Consider the following 16,279-nt stretch of genomic DNA (forward strand, 5'->3'; position numbering starts at 1 on the left):
CTCAGTGCTCGCGATCCGGGCGGTAGCGGGCACACCGTCAGTGCTCGCGATCCGGGCGGTAGCGGGCACACCGTCAGTGCTCGCGATCCGGGCGGTAGCGGGCACACCGTCAGTGCTCGCGATCCGGGCGGTGGCGGACGCAGAGGTGCTCGTCGGGTCGGGAGCGCCGGGCGAGACGGAATCGCGCATCGGAGACATGGCGGGGACTACCTTTTCGCGGCGGTATGGGCGGGAACGCCGCCGGGAAGTCCGTCGAGCGTGGCGCGCAGGGTGTCCTCGAGCGGCGTAGGCGCGAGCCCGAAACGGCTGGTGGCGGCGGAGGAGTCCAGGACGAAGGGGCGGTCGAACTGATAGCGCAGCTCACGCATTTCGCGGGCGTCGCGGTTGAACACGCCCGCCGCCCAGAGCAGTGCGGCGGGCAGGTGGCCGATGCGGGCGGGCGGCGCGCCGGCCACCGACGCGGTCAGGTCGGCGAGGGCTCGGATCGACAGCGGCGGCGCGGTGGGCACGTGCCAGGCTCGGCCCCAGGCGGTTTCGTCGCCGGCGACCGCGACCAGCAGGCGGGCGACGTCCGCGGTCGCGGTCCAGCTGTGCGGGGCATCCAGGTCCGCGGGGGCCAGGGCCCGCTTGCCCGCGAGCACGGCGGGCAACACCATGACGGTGAAAGCCGAGGTCGCGGCCGGGCCGAGGTAGTCCGAGCCGCGCACCTCGGCGGTGCGGATGCGCTCGGATCGGTGGGCGGCCAACTGCTCGGACCACATGTCCGCGCGAACTCTGCCCTTCACCGAGTTCGGGCGCAGCGGGTGGGACTCGGACACCGGGCCGTCGAATTCGCCGTAGGCGTACAGGTTTCCGACAGTGATCAGGGGCGCGCCGGAGCGTTCGGCCACCGTCAGGACGGCGTGGTGCAGGGTCGGGAAATCCTGTGACCAGCGGTGATAGGCGGGCTGGGCGCACTGGTAGAGAGCCGCCGCGCCCTGGCAGTGGGTGAGCAGCGCCCGCAGGTCGGTGGCGTCGGCGGTGATCCGGTCGATGTTCGGGTGCTCGGGGCCGGAGCCGCTGCGGGTGACGATGCGGACGTGGTCGCCCCGGGCGGCGAGCAGCCGCGCGGTGGCCGTGCCCACCGGACCCGCTCCTATGACGACGTGCAGGGACATGAGGTCCTCGATCCTGTCGGATGGGTATTCCGAGAACACTGTTCTCGCACTCTCGACGGTAGGAGTGCACACCGTTTCCTGTCAAGAACACTGTTCTCTCAGTCGCCTACCGTTCTCTCAACGGTTTCCTGTTCTCTACACTGCGACCATGTCCGCCGGATCCCTGCGCGCCCGCGTCCGCACCGAGATGATCGAGGAGATCAAGGCCACCGCCCGCACGCGGCTGGCCACCGACGGCGCCAATCTGTCGCTGCGCGGCGTCGCCCGCGACCTCGGCATCGTCGCCTCCGCGCTGTACCGCTACTTCCCCAGCCGCGACGACCTGCTCACCGCGCTCATCCTGGACGGCTACCGCTCCCTCGGCGCGGCCGCCACCGCCGCCCACGACGCTGCTGATGCGAATGACACACGCGCGCAATGGCTTTCGGTCTGCACCGCCGTCCGCGACTGGGCTCTCGCCAACCCCACCGAATACGGCCTGCTCTACGGCAGTCCCATCCCCGGCTACGACGCGCCGAAGGACACCGTCGGCCCCGCCGCCACCGTCGTCCTGCTGCTCGCGGGCATCGCCACCCGGGCCGCCGCCGCCGGCCAACTCACCCCCGCCGCTCTGCCCACTCCCCTACCGGCCCCCGTCCGCGCGGACCTCCGCGCTCTCATCGAACAACAGTCCGCCGACCTGCCCGAAGAGGCCCTCGATCGCGTATTCGTCGGCTGGACACAGCTTTTCGGCCTGGTCACCTTCGAGATCTTCGGCCGCCTCGACGGCACCATCGAAGCCGTCGCCGACTACTTCCACCACCACATGAATCTGATGGCCGATCTCGTCGGCCTCCCCACGACCGACTGACTCCAACCCGCCACCCGACCGGCCTCGGCCCGCCACCCGACGATCTCGGCCCACACCCGACGATCTCCGAGTTCAACACCGGCGTGGACGAGCGCCCGGACCTGCCGGTCATGCTGCCGCCTGTGCCCAGCGCCGTCGACCTACCGGCGCCACCGTGCTGGTCACATGCGATGCCCGCCCGCCTCGGAGCGGCTCACCAGGTGGGCCCGCCGCTCGCCGATTCCGGCCCGGCATCCGCGGTTTCCCACCGGGGCCCGGGGTCAGAGTGTTTTCGGCGCCGAACCTCACCACACACAGCACTGAGCCCGGTCACCGTGAGGTGACCGGGCTCAGCTCGATCAAATTCCGTTGCCGGAACGGCGGACTAGAAGTCCATGCCGCCCATGCCGCCGGTCGGGTCGCCCGCGGGGGCGGCCTTCTCCGGCTTGTCGGCGACGACGGCCTCAGTGGTCAGGAACAGGGCCGCGATGGAGGCCGCGTTCTGCAGGGCCGAGCGGGTGACCTTGACCGGGTCGGCAACGCCGGCGGCCAGCAGGTCGACGTACTCGCCGGAGTCGGCGTTCAGGCCGTGGCCGTCGGGGAGGTTCGAGACCTTCTCGGCGACGACGCCGGGCTCCAGGCCCGCGTTGAAGGCGATCTGCTTCAGCGGCGCGGACAGCGCGACGCGAACGATGTTCGCACCGGTGGCCTCGTCACCCGACAGGGTCAGCGCTTCCAGGGCCGGAGCCGACTGCAGCAGGGCCACGCCACCACCGGCGACGATGCCCTCTTCGACGGCGGCCTTCGCGTTGCGGACGGCGTCCTCGATGCGGTGCTTGCGCTCCTTGAGCTCGACCTCGGTGGCCGCGCCCGCCTTGATGACCGCGACACCGCCGGCCAGCTTGGCCAGACGCTCCTGCAGCTTCTCACGGTCGTAGTCCGAGTCCGAGTTCTCGATCTCGGTGCGGATCTGCTGCACGCGGCCCTTGATGGCCTCCGCGTCGCCCGCGCCCTCGACGATGGTGGTCTCGTCCTTGGTGATGACGACCTTGCGGGCCTGGCCCAGCAGCTCGAGGCCGGCGGTCTCCAGCGAGAGGCCGACCTCTTCGCTGATGACCTCGCCACCGGTCAGGATGGCGATGTCGGCCAGCATGGCCTTGCGACGGTCACCGAAGCCCGGGGCCTTGACGGCGATGGACTTGAAGGTGCCGCGGATCTTGTTCACGACCAGGGTCGACAGGGCCTCGCCCTCGACGTCCTCGGCGATGATCAGCAGCGGCTTGCCGGCCTGGATGACCTTCTCCAGCAGCGGCAGCAGGTCCTTGACGGTCGAGATCTTCGAGCCGACGAGCAGGATGTACGGGTCCTCGAGGACCGCTTCCTGACGCTCCGGGTCGGTCACGAAGTAACCGGAGATGTAGCCCTTGTCGAAGCGCATGCCCTCGGTGAGCTCCAGCTGGAGACCGAAGGTGTTGCTCTCCTCGACGGTGATGACGCCTTCCTTGCCGACCTTGTCCATGGCCTCGGCGATCAGCTCACCGATGGACGAGTCGCCGGCCGAGATACCGGCGGTGGCGGCGATCTGCTCCTTGGTCTCGACCTCCTTGGCGGTGTCGAGCAGCTTGGCGGTGACGGCCTCGACGGCCTTCTCGATGCCGCGCTTCAGGCCGAGCGGGTTGGCGCCGGCGGCCACGTTGCGCAGGCCCTCACGGACCAGCGCCTGGGCCAGCACGGTGGCGGTGGTGGTGCCGTCACCCGCGACGTCGTCGGTCTTCTTCGCAACTTCCTTGACGAGCTCCGCGCCGATCTTCTCGTACGGGTCCTCGAGCTCGATTTCCTTCGCGATGGAGACACCGTCGTTGGTGATGGTGGGGGCGCCCCACTTCTTCTCCAGCACGACGTTGCGGCCCTTCGGGCCCAGGGTCACCTTGACGGCGTCAGCGAGGGCGTTCAGACCACGCTCGAGACCGCGGCGAGCCTCTTCGTCGTACGCAATTGTCTTGGCCATTGCGTTGAGATCCTCCAGATCTGGGGATTGACAGTGTTCTGGCCAGGCATGGTGCCCGCGACGGACGACCGAGGAGCTTGTTAACCAGCCCGGCCTCACCGCCCCGACCTAGCACTCACAGGTATGGAGTGCCAAACCCATTTCTAGCACTCACCCCTTGCGACTGCAAGGTTGGGGCCGGGCCCCGAAACGCGCGGAAGACCGCACGAGTCGCCTCGTGCGGTTCGGTCGCCCGCCCGGCACTACGAGAAGTGCGAGCGGTCGTCGACCCGCAGCAGCAGGGCGATCAGCGCATCGGTGCGGCGCTCCTCGGGAGTGCGGGGCTCGCCGTGCTCGATGGTGACGAGTTCGGCGTCCTGCAGCAGGAGTTCGGCTTCGATACGCATGATCGCCCGAATGAACGGAGGAGCGACCTCGGGTGGGAGGTCTCCGTTCACGATGTAGCCGCCGTCGGGCGTGTCCTCTGTGGAGACATAGCTGAGCGCGCGCAGCAGGTCAGCGCGCTGCTCCCCCGCAACTAGGTCGGAACCCTCGTCGTCCGCCATTCCACAATCGTATCTGCCGCAACATGCTCCCCAGGGGATCCGGCGCGAGGACACCGGTCCCGGGGCTTACATCACCAGGTCGGCAGCGGGGCGGAACGACACGCGGACTACTGCGTGTCCTCGGTGCCCGCCGGTGCGGCGGGCGCGGTCAGCGACGCCAGCAGGCCCGCGACGTCGGCCTGGACCGCGTCCTTGTCCAGGCCCAGACCGGACAGGATGCCCACGCCGTGTTCCAGATCGAGCAGGGCGAGCAGCAGGTGCTCGGTGCCGACGTAGTTGTGGCCGAGCCGCAGCGCCTCGCGGAAGGTCAACTCGAGGGCCTTGCGGGCCTGCGCGTCGAAGGGGATGAGCGGCGGGACCGGGTCACCGGTGGCGGCGGGCAGCGCGGCGGCGGCCACCCGGCGGACGGCGTCGGCGGAGATGCCCTTGGCCTCGATCACCTTGACCGCGAGTGATTCCGGCTCCGAGAGCAGGCCGAGGATCAGGTGTTCGGGGCGGGTTTCCAGATTGCCGACGGCCCGGGCCTCCTCCTGGGCGGCCATCACCACCTGGCGGGCGCGCGGGGTGAAGCGAGCGAAACCGGCATTGGGGTCGAGAGCCGCCGCCTGTCCGGCGTCGGCGGGGGTCTTGGGGACGAAGCGCTTCTGGGCGGCCTGCTTGGTGACGCCCATGCTCTGGCCGATATCGGTCCAGGACGCGCCGGAGCGGCGGGCCTGGTCGACGAAGTGGCCGATCAGATGGTCGGCCACCTCGCCGATGTGGTTGCCCAGCACCACGGCGTCGGAGAGCTGCTCGAGCACGTCGTCGGGGCGGGCCTTCTTGATGCCGTCGATCAGATCGTCGAGGCGGATCGAGTTCGTCATTCGTCAACTGTAGGTTGACCAAGCCAACTTGGTCAACCATTGGTTGACGATTCGTCGGCGTGTCGGTCAGAGCTTCGCCGCCCGGCCCACCGCGCCCACGATCTGCTCCTTGATCCACGCCGCCGTGCGGCCGGTCAGCGCGATGCTGCCGTTCGAGTCGTCGGCCTTCATGAACTGGACCAGACCATCCCGGCGACCCAGGCTCATGCAGGTCAGGACGAAGCGCGGAGTGAAGGGCCCCGGCTGCCTGCCGCGCAGCCGGGCCGCGACGGCCGCACCCAGGTACTTGCCCGCAGGCTGCGCCGCCTGGCACGACATCCGGGCCTCGCGGCCGTTGTGCCCGATCATCACCGCCGCGTCACCGACCGCGTACACATCGGCGAGCCCGCGCACCCGCAGCCGGTCGTCGACCAGCACCCGTTCGCGTCCGTCCACCGGCAGACCCGAGCGGGCAGCCACCTCGGGCACCGTGAAACCCGTTGTCCAGAGCACGATGTCGGCGTCGACGTGGTCGCCGTCCACCAGATCGAGGCCGGTGGCGGTCACCGCCGCCACCTTGGCCACCCGCACCTGGACGCCGAGCCGATCCAGGACGGTGCGAATGTGCGCGACGGCCTTGGGGATCAGCCAGCCGCCCGGCTCGTCCGAGCTGACCAGCACCACCTCGAGGCCGGGGTTGCTCTCGGCCAGTTCGGTGGCGGTCTCGAGGCCGGTCGCACCGCCGCCGACCACGGCGACCCGGCCGGTGAGGGCGGGAATCCGGCGCACATCCTCCGAGGTGGCCACGGTGTGCGCGAATTCGGCCGCGCCGGGCACCATCGAGAGATCGGCGCGGCTGCCCAGGGCGTAGATCAGCGAGTCGTACGCGATCGCCTCGCCGGTGGCCAGTTCGACGCGGCGAGCCTCGGTGTCGATGCGCTCGGCGCGGCCGTTGACGAACTCGATCCCCTTGGCCGCCAAGGTCTTCCGCAGTTCCCAACGGGCCACGTCCTGCCCGGCGGCGACCTGGTGCAGCCGCACCCGGTCCACGAATTCGGTGTGCAGGTCGATCACGGTGACGTGCGCGCCCTTGGCCTTGATCGCTTCCCGCGCCGCGGCCAGTCCCGCGTAGCCCGCGCCCAGAACGACGATTCGATGCTGCCCGGTCATGAGAGTGCTCCTTTTCCGGCCCCGCTCGGTAGCCGACACCCTCTAGACCGGACAGCCCCGCGATCCCTGACAGAATCCGGGTGTGTCCTGCGTCACACGCGATCGTGCGACGCGAAATAGGTCAGCTTGTCCGGGTTCACCACGAGCTGGACCGAGGCGATCGAGTCGCCGTCGAAGCCGACGGAGATGGTGCCGAGCACGGCCCCGTCCGCGCGCACCACGAAGGCCGGCGCGGCATTGACCTCTTCGATCGCGACGCTGATGTCGGCGCCGAAACTCGGGATCTTGCCGAACAGACCCAGCAGGTAGCGGGCCACCTTCTCCGCGCCGACGATCGGCCGCTTCGCGGCATTGACCTTCGAACCGCCGTCGGCCAGCGCCACGATATCGGCGGTGAACATGGACTCGAGCGCGGCGAGATCACCGGATTGCGCTGCGCTGAGGAACTTTTCGACCAGTTCCCGCGCGTGCGCCGGGGCCGATTCGAAGCGCGGCTTCTCCTCGTGCACCCGGTGCGCGGCGCGGCGATACACCTGTTGCGCATTGGATTCGGTGAGACCGAGCATGTCGGCGATCTCGCGGTGCGCGTAGCCGAAGGCCTCGCGCAGCACGAAGACCGCGCGTTCGGTGGGGCTGAGCCGTTCGGCCAGCGCCAGGAACGCCATCGACACCAGTTCCCGCTGTTCCGCCGATTCCAGCGGGCCGAGTTGGCCGTGGCCGGTGGGGACCGGTTCGGGCAGCCAAGGCCCGACGTAGGTCTCGCGGCGGGCGCGGGCCGAATCCAGCCAGCTGCGGCAGAGATTCACCAGGATGGTGGTCAGCCAGGCTTCGACCGAACGGATGTCGGTGCGATCGGTGCCGTGCCAGCGCAGGTAGGTCTCCTGGACGGCATCCTCGGCCTCGGCGGCGGATCCGAGCATGCGGTACGCGAGCGCGAAGAGACGCGGCCGGTGCCGTTCGAATTCCACCACGTGTGCCGCCTCCCGGAAATTCTCCCGTGAGACTACTTGGGCGCCACCCGGATCGCGACGGCGACCGGGGTGTTGGCGTAACTTCCGGACATGCAGGCGAGTTTCGCCGTACTCAGCGCGGCATTGGGGCTGCCGTCCAGGAAGGACCCCGGGTGCGCGGCCAATACCTGCTGGATCACCTGCCGTTCGGCGTCCTCGGTGAGGTCGCGGAAGTCGGCGCAGGTGGTCTGCGCGCCGTTGGGGGCACTGGTCTTCTTGGCCACCGTCGCGGCGGTGGGGACCGCGGCGGGGGCGTCGACGGGCGACTCGGCCGGGATCGCGGCCGTGGTCGGGGCGGCGCCGGTGGTTCTGGCCGCCGCGGTGGTGGTCTCGGCCTGTTTCAGGCCATTACTGCCACCGGCTTTGTCCGAACCACAGCCGGTGAGAGCCGCGCCCAAGGTGAGGGCCATCGCACCTGCGGTGAGGGCGACCATCGAAAGACGCTTCATACCCTGCTTTCCGAACTTTCCCGAGAGTGCCGAAGCGCCGGACCGGCCCGGCGCTCGCAGCAGCGTACCCGGCTCCGCCGGAGCCGGAAAGGAAAAGTCTGGTCCGCCGGTTTTTACCGGCCGGAGAGCGGGTCAGTTCAGACGCTGCTGCCAGTCCGCGGGCACCCGCTCACGCGGACCCGGCACGCCCTGATCGGCCGGATGCGAGGTCGGGCCCGCCAGGTCGGGACCGCCGCTGTACATGTCCTCGGTCTCGAAGTTGTAGAACCAGTCCTCACCGGGCTCATAGCTCTGGATGAAGGGATGCCCGGTCTCCCGGAAGTGCTTGGTGCCGTGCTGACTCGGCGAGTTGTCACAACAACCGATATGGCCGCACTCCGCGCAGCGCCGCAGATGAAACCACCAGCCGCCCGCGGCGTCGCATTCCAGACAGCCCGCCCCACTGGGCGGAACGCTCGGATCGATGCCCTTGATCTGCTCGGTCATCAGTTGCCTCCTGTCGTAGCCGGTTCCGCGTCGGCCTCCGCCGAGGCCGGGTTCGCCACCTCCAGCGGCAGCCGCACGATGAAACGCGTGTTCCCGGGCTCGGATTCGACCCGGATATCGCCGTGATGCTTGTTCACCACGATCCGGAAGGAGATGTCCAGGCCCAGCCCCGTGCCCTCGCCGACCGGTTTGGTGGTGAAGAACGGTTCGAAGATCCGGGTACGGATCTCGTCCGGCACACCCGGCCCGGTATCGCTGATTTCCACTGCCGCGCACTCGTTCTCGCGATAGGTACGAACGGTGAGCGTACCGCGCCCGCCCATCGCGGACACGGCGTTGTCGATCAGATTCGTCCACACCTGGTTGAGTTCGGCCGCGTAGCACGGCACCGGCGGCAGCGCCGGGTCGTACTCCTTGACCACCGTGATGTCGTCGCCGATCTTGCGGGCCAGCATGACCAGCGTGCTGTCCAGCAGTTCGTGCAGATCCACCACCTGGAACGGGGCCCGGTCCATCTGCGAGTACTGCTTGGCCGCGTGCACCAGCGAGGAGATCCGGTTGGTCGAGTCGGTGATCTCGTTCATCAGCAACTCGGTCTCGACGGTGTAATTGAGCCAGCGCATGGCCGCCTCGAAAACGTCACCGCCGCAACCGGACAGGGTGCCGTGCACCTTCTCCATCCAGTCCACATCGAAACCGGCCTGCACGAAGTTGGGCGCGATGTCCCAGCTGTTGCCGACCCCGTGGTCCTCGAGCCAGTCGCCCAGCTCGTCCTCGCGGTCGGCGGCCTCCAGCGGCGTCAGCACCGGGGCCTTGGCGACCTGTGCGGCCGCCTCCTCCTGCAACTGGGCCAGCGCCTCGAGGGTCTCGGAGTTGAACTTGCCGTGCGCCATCATCTTCAGCTTGTGCCGCATCCCGGCCACCCGCTCGCGCAGTGAGGAGGTGGCGCGCACGGCGGCGGCGGCCGGATTGTTCAGCTCGTGGGTCAGGCCCGCCGACAGCGAGCCCAGCGCCAGCAGCCGTTCCCGCTGGCCGATGCGCTCATTGGCATTGCGGTTGCCGAAGAAGACGCCCTCCAGCAGGTGCAGCGCCATCGGGAACCAGTCCTGCATCATCTTCGCGAAGGTGCCCGCGTCGAGGACGAAGAACTTCGACGGCCGGGTCACGTAGAACGACGCCGTGTAGGTCTGCTCGACCTTGTCGCCCATGTAGGCGGTCCACGCGCCCGAGTACGAGCCGACATGCTCGGTGCGGACGAGTTCGATCTCCTCGCCGCCCGACATCTTGGTCAGCCGGACCTCACCGTCCATGAGGACGTAGAAGCAGGTGGCCGGGTCGCCCTCGCGGAAAACCAGTCCGGGCTCGAACATCTCGACGCGGCCGTCGCGGCACAGCCAGGCCAGCTGCTCGTCGTCGAGCTTCTCGAACAGGAACAGGTGCCGCAGTTCGTTCGGGTCGCAGATCAATCGGGTGTTCCCCATGTACGCCTACTCCTACTGTTTCGCGAGCCAGCGGTGGACCAGCATGACGGCCATCGCGCCCTCGCCGACCGCGGAGGCCACCCGCTTGGCCGATTCCGAACGCACGTCACCGGCGACGAAGACGCCGGGCACGCTGGTCTCCAGATGCTGTGGGGGACGCGGCAGTTCCCAGCCCGCGGGCCGTTCGCCGTCCACCATGAGATCGGGTCCGGCCAGCACGTAGCCGGCGTCGTCGCGTTTGACGATGCCGTCGAGCCAGTCGGTTTCCGGTGCGGCGCCGATGAACAGGAACAACCGTTCGGCGTCCACCTTTTCTTCCGTCCCGGAGGCGTTGTCGCGCAGCACGATCCGCTCCAGGTGGTCGTCGCCGTCGGCGGACACCACCTCGGTGCGGGTGTGCACCTTGATGTTCGGGATCTGCGCGATCTGCTGGATCAGGTAGTGCGACATGGACGCTTCGAGCGATTCACCGCGCACCAGGATGTGCACGGTGCGGGCGCGCCGGGACAGGAACACCGCGGCCTGACCCGCCGAGTTCGCGCCGCCCACGATGTAGACGTCCTTGCCGGCGCAGTCGCTGGCCTCGGTCATGGCGGAGCCGTAGTAGACGCCGCGGCCGGTGTACTCGTCGACGCCGGGGGCCGGGTGGTGGCGGTAGTTGACGCCGGTGGCGATCAGCACCGAATGCGCGGCGACGCTGCCGCCGTCGGCGAACTTCACCACGCGCGCCGAACCGCAGGCCTCCAGCGCCACCACCTCGCGGGCGGTGATCAGTTCGGCCCCGAACTTCACGGCCTGGCGGCGGGCGCGGTCGGCGAGCTGGGCGCCGGACAGGCCGTCGGGGAAGCCGAGGTAGTTCTCGATGCGGGAGCTCTGCCCGGCCTGGCCGCCGGTGGCGGTGCGTTCGACGAGCACCGTGCGCAGGCCCTCGGAGGCGCCGTAGACGGCCGCGCCCAGCCCGGCGGGCCCGCCGCCGACCACGATCAGGTCGTAGAAGTCGCTGGAGGCGTCGGTATTGAGGCCGACGCCCTCGGCGAGCTGCGCGTCGGTCGGCATGATCAGCACGTCGCCGCTGGGGTTGATGATGACCGGGCACTGGTCCTCGGTGGCGTTCGCCGCGGTCAGCAGGCGCGCGCCCTCCGGCTCGTCGACCTGGTACCAGCGATACGGCAACTGGTTGCGCGCCAGGAACTCCCGCACCTCCGAGCAGCGGGCCGACCAGCGGTGGCCCACCACCTTGGTCTCGGTCACCGGCTTGTGCTCGTCGCCGCGCCAGGCCTCCAGCAGGGCGTCGACGACCGGGTAGAGCTTCTCCTCCGGCGGGTCCCACGGTTTGAGCAGGTAGTGGTCGAGGTCCACCACATTGATGGCCTCGATGGCGGCATTGGTGTCCGCGTAGGCGGTGAGCAGCACCCGGCGGGCGTAGGGGTGCAGGTCCATGGCTTGTTCGAGAAATTCGACGCCGTTCATCCCGGGCATCCGGTAGTCGGCGATCAGCACCGCGGCCGGCTGGCCGCGCAGTTTCATCTCACGCAGGGCATCGAGGGCGTCCGCGCCGGACTCCGCCCGCAGAATCCGGTAATCCGCCCCGTACCGGCGGCGCAGATCGCGCACGACGGCCCGCGAGACGCCGGGGTCGTCGTCGACGCTGAGAATGGCCGGCTTGACGGCAGAGGGTGAAGTCACCTGACCAGTATCGCGGACTCAAATTCGGTGATGCTGAATGAGATCCATCTCGGTCGGGGTCAGTAATCGCTCGAGGCGTTCCTCGAGCGCCCGATTCGCCTTGCGGCCGGACGTGCCGGGTGGATTGGATTCGGCGGAATCCGCATCGGTTCCGGACTCGTCGGCGGGGAGGAGCGGGACGGTCTTGCTCTCCAGATGCAGAAGCGAACGCAGGTTCACGGCCGATCACCTCACGTTTCCCAATCGGAAGCAGGTGGCTGTGTCTGTAACTTCGTTTATCTCACATTGTGCGCCAGTCATTACATTTCGGACATCAACACCCCAACAATGTGACCCAAGCGATCTGGTCGCCGGGAAGTACCCCGAGGTCGCATTTCATACGTCCAGGTCGGGCGGGTGATCCACGCCACGGCCACCCGGTGACCCAGGCCACGCGAACTAGGATGCCCGTAACCGACCGTCACGTCCCCGGAGGCAGCGTTGCCGAACACCCTCGAAGCCAGCATCGACATCGCGGCCGCGCCGGACCAGGTCTGGAGCGTCGTCTCCGACCTGCAGCGGATCCGCGAGTTCAGCCCCAACACCCTGCGCATGCAGCCGCTGGGCCGCACGGTCCGCACCGGCACCTGGACGGTGAACCTCAACAAGGCCGAGGGCTACGTGTACCCGAGCACGTCGCGGATCGTGCGCTTCGAGCCGAACCACGCGCTGGCGTTCCGGATGAACGAGAACGGCACCGTCTGGAGCTACACCCTCGAGCCCACCGCGGACGGCGGCACCAAGCTGATCCAGCGCCGCGACGTGCCCAAGGGCAAGCTGCCGGGCTGGCTGCAGTTGACCGTCGACAAGGTCTTCGGCGGCGAGGCGGCCTTCGAGGGCGGGCTGGTCGACGGCATGAACGAAACCCTCGGCCGGATCAAGGAACTTCTGGAGCGCTGAGCGTAGGTTCGGCCCATGCGACGACTCACAGCGATCTGCGCCGCGGCCGCCGGTGTCGCGATTCTGGCGACCGGATGCGGTAGCTCGGACTCGGGCGACCGCACCGTGACGGTCACCGGCACCGGCAAGGTCCAGGGCACCCCGGACGTACTCAATGCCGACCTCGGCACCGAGGTCAGCGCGACCGACGTGTCCGCGGCGGTCGACCAGGCCAATGCCAAGGCGAAGGCCATCACCGACGCCATGGTCACCGCGGGCGCCAAGCGCGAGGACATCAAGACCAGCGACCTGTCCGTCCAGCCCTCTTACGGGCCGGAGGGACGCACCATCACCGGCTATCGCGCCACCAACACCATGCATGTGGCCGTGCGCGACCTGCCCAAGGCATCCGGCATCCTGTCGGCCGCGGTGCAGGCGGGCGGCAACGACACCCGCATCAGCTCGGTCGCCTTCGGGCTCGAGGACAACACCAAGCTGCTGGCCGACGCCCGCGCCCGGGCCTTCGACGACGCCAAGAGCCGCGCCCAGCAGTACGCGGACCTGTCCGGGCTGAAGCTGAAGAAGGTCAAGACCATCAGCGAGAACGGCAGCGGGCCCACTCCGACGCCGATGTACAAGGACGCCCTGCCCTCCGGGGCCGCGCCCACCATCAACCTCGAGCCAGGCCAGCAGACGGTCACGTTCACCGTGACCGCCGCCTGGGATATGGACTGACCGGCTACTTCCAGTTCGGCAGCTGGACCACCTGGGCCGCGTAGGACAGGCCCGCGCCGAAGGCGATGAGCAGGGCGGTGCCGCCGGGTTTGGCGTCGCCCTTGCGCATCATGGCCTCCATGGCCAGCGGAATCGAGGCGGCGGAGGTGTTGCCGGCCTCCTCGATGTCATTGGCCAGGGCGCAGTCCTTCGGAAGCTTCAGCACCCGGGCCATGATCTCGATGATCCGGCCGTTGGCCTGGTGCGGAACCATGGCGTCCAGATCGGCCGGGGTCAGCCCGGCCACTTCGATGGCGTCGCGGCAGACCTTCTCCAAAGAGTGTGCGGCCCAGCGGAACACGGCCGTACCCTCCATGGCGAGATAGGGCCGGACGGCGTCGAGACCGCGTTCCTCGATCTCGGCGAAGAACTCCATCCAGTCCTTGTCCTGGCGGATGGCGCGGTGCTGGGTGCCGTCCGAGCCCCACACGGTGGGCCCGATCCCGGCTTCGTCGGACGGGCCGATCACCACGGCGCCCGCGCCGTCGGCGAACAGGAAAGCCGTGCCACGGTCCTTCGGGTTGACCGTGGTGGTGAGCTTCTCCACGCCGATGACCAGGGCATTGCGGGCGGTACCGCCCTTGACCAGATCCGAGGCCAACGCGACCGCGTGGCAGAAGCCCGCACACCCGGCCGAGACGTCGAAGGCGGCCACATTCTGCAGGCCGAGTTCGGTGGCGATCTGCGGAGCCGCGGCAGGCGTCAGCAAGAGCCAGGTAGAGGTCGCGACGATGAGACAGTCGATCGTGGCGGGATCGACTTCCGCGGCGTCGATGGCGTCGCGGGCGGCCGCGGCGCTCATGCTGATGATCGTCTCCTCGGGGGAGGCGAAGCGCCGGGTACGGATGCCGGACCGGGTCCGGATCCATTCGTCGCTGGAATCTATCGGCCCCGCCACCTCGTCATTGGTGACGATTCGCTCCGGCCGGTACACGCCGAGCCCGAGCATTGCCGTGTGCTCTGCCCCGCTGATCGAGGCAATTCGAGCAGACATTGGTTCTCCCTTATGTACTGCGTACTGCGCGTCGAACGTGACCTTCATCGAGTTCCCACCCCCGCGGCCGGAATGCCGCATACATGAGGCTCCCTCAGCTTAATCCGGACAGCTTCTCATGTATGTGCTTCCGCTCACAATTGCGCATACGGTGACCAGTGCTTCACATACCGCCGGAAGATCGTTCGCCGAGGCCTTGGGCAACCGAGAACGCGAGCGTCCGACGCCCTTCCCGTAGTGTGTGACGCGGTCTATGACCGCAACCATCCGCGCATGAAAGAGGAGCTCGTGGCCCGTCGCCCCACCCCGCCCGGCACCCCGGAAACGACCGGACTCGGTCACGTGGCCGACCTGGTCCGATCCTCCATTCCACCGCTGCACCCGGCCGGCCTGCCGTTCGTGGCGGCGCCGCTGGCGGTGGCCGCGCTGGGCTTCCGCCGGAAGTGGGTGCGGCGCACCGGACTGGCCGCCGCCGCGGCCTGTGCCACCTTCTTCCGGCACCCGCACCGGGTGCCGCCGAACCGCCCCGGCGTGGTGGTCGCGCCCGCCGACGGCGAGGTCGCCCTGGTCGACACCGCGGTGCCGCCGGCCGAGCTCGGCCTGGGTGACGCCCCGCTGCCGCGGGTGAGCATCTTCCTGTCGGTGCTGGACGTACACGTGCAGCGGGTGCCGGTGAGCGGCCTGGTGGAGCAGATCGCCTACCAGAAGGGCCACTTCCTCTCGGCCGACCTGCCCGAGGCCAGCGACCGCAACGAGCGCAACAGCATGGTCATCGAGACCGAGTCGGGGCAGCGGATCGTGGTCGTGCAGATCGCCGGTCTGCTGGCGCGCCGCATCGTGTGCGAGGCCAAGGCCGGCGACAAGCTGAGCATCGGCGACACCTACGGCCTGATTCGGTTCGGATCGCGCGTCGACACCTACTTCCCGGCCGGGACCAAGCCGTTGGTCACCCCCGGGCAGCGCACCATCGGTGCGGAAACGGTACTGGCCGAACTGGATTCATGATGGAGCAACTCGCGCCCGCGCCGTCTGCGCGCCGCCGCAACCGCACCATCCGGCTGCTGCCCAGCATGGTCACCGTGCTCGGCCTGTGCTCGGGCCTGTCGGCGGTGAAGTTCGCCATCCAGGGGCAGCTGGGGTTCGCGCTGGCGCTGGTCGGCGCGGCCGCGGTGTTCGACATGCTGGACGGCCGAATCGCCCGCATGCTGGACGCCACCTCCAAGATGGGCGCGGAACTGGATTCGCTGTCGGACGCCATCGCGTTCGGCGTCACGCCCGCCCTGGTGCTGTACGTGACCTTCCTGCACGCCGACAGCATCGGCTGGGTGCTGGCCTTGATGTTCGCGGTCTGCATGGTGTTGCGCCTGGCCCGGTTCAACACCCTGATGGACGACGACAACCGGCCGGACTGGCAGCGGGAGTACTTCGTCGGGGTGCCCGCGCCCGCGGGCGCCTTGATCGTGCTGACGCCCATCGCGCTGTCGGAGCAGTTCGGCGACGGCTGGTGGGTGAGCTTCCCGATGGTGGCGGTGTGGACCGTGCTGACGGGTCTGCTGTGCGTGAGCACGCTGCCGACGCTGGCCGTCAAGTCGGTGTCGGTGGCCCCGCGGACCGCGCCGATCCTGCTGGTGCTGGTCGCCCTGGCGGCCGCGCTGCTGGTCACCTATCCGCTGATCCTGATGATGGCGCTGGTGGTGCTGTACCTGGGCCACATCCCGTTCGCGGTGCACTCCGCGCGCTGGGTGGCCGCCCGGCCGGAGACCTGGAACCACAAGCCCGCCGAGCGCCGCGCCCAGCGCAAGGCCCAGCGCCGCGAGCGGCCGCTGGCCGGACGGGTGCCTCGGGTGTCGACGGCGCGGCTGCGGCTGCGCCGTCCGGGCCAGCGCGAATGACCGGCCCGCGCGGATAGTCACCGGCGGCCGGTTCCCGC

At 69.0% G+C, this 16,279-nt stretch carries 17 protein-coding genes; 5 read left to right on the forward strand and 12 right to left on the reverse strand.

Translation table 11 applies throughout. The features are described 5' to 3' along the window. Positions 1-206 precede the first annotated feature (206 nt). Positions 207-1,157, reverse strand: a complete 951-nt coding sequence (locus ACFRAQ_RS21435) for an NAD-dependent epimerase/dehydratase family protein (protein ID WP_379102254.1) — start codon at positions 1,155-1,157, stop codon at positions 207-209. A gap of 148 nt (positions 1,158-1,305) precedes the next feature. Between ACFRAQ_RS21435 and ACFRAQ_RS21440 the strand changes: the two genes are divergently transcribed. Further along, positions 1,306-2,007 (forward strand): TetR/AcrR family transcriptional regulator, encoded by a 702-nt coding sequence (locus ACFRAQ_RS21440; RefSeq protein ID WP_379102256.1) that lies wholly within the window; start codon positions 1,306-1,308, stop codon positions 2,005-2,007. A 364-nt stretch (positions 2,008-2,371) separates the two neighbouring features. Here ACFRAQ_RS21440 and groL read toward each other — a convergent pair whose 3' ends face one another. The 10 genes from groL to ACFRAQ_RS21490 all read right to left on the reverse strand — a co-directional run bounded on the left by groL (position 2,372) and on the right by ACFRAQ_RS21490 (position 11,882). Further along, complete coding sequence (gene groL / locus ACFRAQ_RS21445; protein ID WP_379102259.1) at positions 2,372-3,994, reverse strand: chaperonin GroEL; 1,623 nt, start codon at positions 3,992-3,994, stop codon at positions 2,372-2,374. A 242-nt stretch (positions 3,995-4,236) separates the two neighbouring features. After that, the gene (locus ACFRAQ_RS21450; protein ID WP_357284604.1) at positions 4,237-4,539 is read right to left on the reverse strand and encodes a hypothetical protein; all 303 of its coding nucleotides are present in this window, start codon (positions 4,537-4,539) and stop codon (positions 4,237-4,239) included. Positions 4,540-4,646: 107 nt separating this feature from the next. Beyond that, positions 4,647-5,402 (reverse strand): Clp protease N-terminal domain-containing protein, encoded by a 756-nt coding sequence (locus ACFRAQ_RS21455; RefSeq protein WP_376963869.1) that lies wholly within the window; start codon positions 5,400-5,402, stop codon positions 4,647-4,649. A 66-nt stretch (positions 5,403-5,468) separates the two neighbouring features. After that, a complete protein-coding gene (locus ACFRAQ_RS21460; RefSeq protein ID WP_376963866.1) occupies positions 5,469-6,551 on the reverse strand; it encodes an NAD(P)/FAD-dependent oxidoreductase in 1,083 nt (360 codons plus the stop codon). A 92-nt stretch (positions 6,552-6,643) separates the two neighbouring features. Next, positions 6,644-7,522 (reverse strand): RNA polymerase sigma-70 factor, encoded by an 879-nt coding sequence (locus tag ACFRAQ_RS21465; protein ID WP_379102262.1) that lies wholly within the window; start codon positions 7,520-7,522, stop codon positions 6,644-6,646. 32 nt (positions 7,523-7,554) lie between these two features. Then, positions 7,555-8,010: a hypothetical protein gene (locus ACFRAQ_RS21470; protein WP_376963860.1), complete on the reverse strand. Its 456-nt coding sequence runs from the start codon at positions 8,008-8,010 to the stop codon at positions 7,555-7,557. Positions 8,011-8,142: 132 nt separating this feature from the next. Then, on the reverse strand, positions 8,143-8,496 hold the full coding sequence (locus ACFRAQ_RS21475) for a UBP-type zinc finger domain-containing protein (RefSeq protein WP_376963857.1): 354 nt from the start codon (positions 8,494-8,496) through the stop codon (positions 8,143-8,145). After that, positions 8,496-9,977 (reverse strand): ATP-binding protein, encoded by a 1,482-nt coding sequence (locus ACFRAQ_RS21480; protein WP_379102265.1) that lies wholly within the window; start codon positions 9,975-9,977, stop codon positions 8,496-8,498. The genes ACFRAQ_RS21475 and ACFRAQ_RS21480 overlap by 1 nt, the downstream gene beginning before the upstream one ends. Before the next feature lie 12 nt (positions 9,978-9,989). Beyond that, complete coding sequence (locus ACFRAQ_RS21485; protein WP_376963851.1) at positions 9,990-11,663, reverse strand: FAD-dependent oxidoreductase; 1,674 nt, start codon at positions 11,661-11,663, stop codon at positions 9,990-9,992. 18 nt (positions 11,664-11,681) lie between these two features. Next, positions 11,682-11,882, reverse strand: coding sequence for a hypothetical protein (locus ACFRAQ_RS21490; RefSeq protein ID WP_379102268.1), 201 nt, complete (start codon positions 11,880-11,882; stop codon positions 11,682-11,684). Positions 11,883-12,143: 261 nt separating this feature from the next. Between ACFRAQ_RS21490 and ACFRAQ_RS21495 the strand changes: the two genes are divergently transcribed. Together ACFRAQ_RS21495 and ACFRAQ_RS21500 are read left to right on the forward strand one after the other, a co-directional pair. Then, complete coding sequence (locus ACFRAQ_RS21495) at positions 12,144-12,602, forward strand: SRPBCC family protein (protein ID WP_376963845.1); 459 nt, start codon at positions 12,144-12,146, stop codon at positions 12,600-12,602. Between the two features lie 15 nt (positions 12,603-12,617). Then, the gene (locus ACFRAQ_RS21500; RefSeq protein ID WP_376963842.1) at positions 12,618-13,316 is read left to right on the forward strand and encodes an SIMPL domain-containing protein; all 699 of its coding nucleotides are present in this window, start codon (positions 12,618-12,620) and stop codon (positions 13,314-13,316) included. Positions 13,317-13,320: 4 nt separating this feature from the next. Here the strand turns inward: ACFRAQ_RS21500 and ACFRAQ_RS21505 are convergent, their stop codons facing one another. Continuing rightward, positions 13,321-14,349, reverse strand: coding sequence for a beta-ketoacyl-ACP synthase III (locus ACFRAQ_RS21505; protein WP_379102271.1), 1,029 nt, complete (start codon positions 14,347-14,349; stop codon positions 13,321-13,323). Positions 14,350-14,637: 288 nt separating this feature from the next. Between ACFRAQ_RS21505 and ACFRAQ_RS21510 the strand changes: the two genes are divergently transcribed. Both ACFRAQ_RS21510 and pssA read left to right on the forward strand, forming a co-directional pair. Continuing rightward, a complete protein-coding gene (locus ACFRAQ_RS21510; RefSeq protein WP_379103678.1) occupies positions 14,638-15,354 on the forward strand; it encodes a phosphatidylserine decarboxylase in 717 nt (238 codons plus the stop codon). Continuing rightward, positions 15,351-16,241, forward strand: coding sequence for a CDP-diacylglycerol--serine O-phosphatidyltransferase (gene pssA / locus ACFRAQ_RS21515; protein ID WP_376963833.1), 891 nt, complete (start codon positions 15,351-15,353; stop codon positions 16,239-16,241). The genes ACFRAQ_RS21510 and pssA overlap by 4 nt, the downstream gene beginning before the upstream one ends. Positions 16,242-16,279: the final 38 nt, after the last annotated feature.

The organism is Nocardia sp. NPDC056611, from assembly GCF_042792755.1.
Lineage (GTDB): Bacteria > Actinomycetota > Actinomycetes > Mycobacteriales > Mycobacteriaceae > Nocardia.

What these genes read in the sequence shown, in the direction of transcription:
- ACFRAQ_RS21480 (WP_379102265.1), bottom strand. Translation starts at nt 9,977, where the DNA reads ATGGGGAACACCCGATTGATCTGCGACCCGAACGAACTGCGGCACCTG.
- ACFRAQ_RS21470 (WP_376963860.1), bottom strand. Translation starts at nt 8,010, where the DNA reads ATGAAGCGTCTTTCGATGGTCGCCCTCACCGCAGGTGCGATGGCCCTC.
- ACFRAQ_RS21500 (WP_376963842.1), top strand. Translation starts at nt 12,618, where the DNA reads ATGCGACGACTCACAGCGATCTGCGCCGCGGCCGCCGGTGTCGCGATT.
- pssA (WP_376963833.1), top strand. Translation starts at nt 15,351, where the DNA reads ATGATGGAGCAACTCGCGCCCGCGCCGTCTGCGCGCCGCCGCAACCGC.
- ACFRAQ_RS21450 (WP_357284604.1), bottom strand. Translation starts at nt 4,539, where the DNA reads ATGGCGGACGACGAGGGTTCCGACCTAGTTGCGGGGGAGCAGCGCGCT.
- groL (WP_379102259.1), bottom strand. Translation starts at nt 3,994, where the DNA reads ATGGCCAAGACAATTGCGTACGACGAAGAGGCTCGCCGCGGTCTCGAG.
- ACFRAQ_RS21440 (WP_379102256.1), top strand. Translation starts at nt 1,306, where the DNA reads ATGTCCGCCGGATCCCTGCGCGCCCGCGTCCGCACCGAGATGATCGAG.
- ACFRAQ_RS21455 (WP_376963869.1), bottom strand. Translation starts at nt 5,402, where the DNA reads ATGACGAACTCGATCCGCCTCGACGATCTGATCGACGGCATCAAGAAG.
- ACFRAQ_RS21460 (WP_376963866.1), bottom strand. Translation starts at nt 6,551, where the DNA reads ATGACCGGGCAGCATCGAATCGTCGTTCTGGGCGCGGGCTACGCGGGA.
- ACFRAQ_RS21475 (WP_376963857.1), bottom strand. Translation starts at nt 8,496, where the DNA reads ATGACCGAGCAGATCAAGGGCATCGATCCGAGCGTTCCGCCCAGTGGG.
- ACFRAQ_RS21435 (WP_379102254.1), bottom strand. Translation starts at nt 1,157, where the DNA reads ATGTCCCTGCACGTCGTCATAGGAGCGGGTCCGGTGGGCACGGCCACC.
- ACFRAQ_RS21505 (WP_379102271.1), bottom strand. Translation starts at nt 14,349, where the DNA reads ATGTCTGCTCGAATTGCCTCGATCAGCGGGGCAGAGCACACGGCAATG.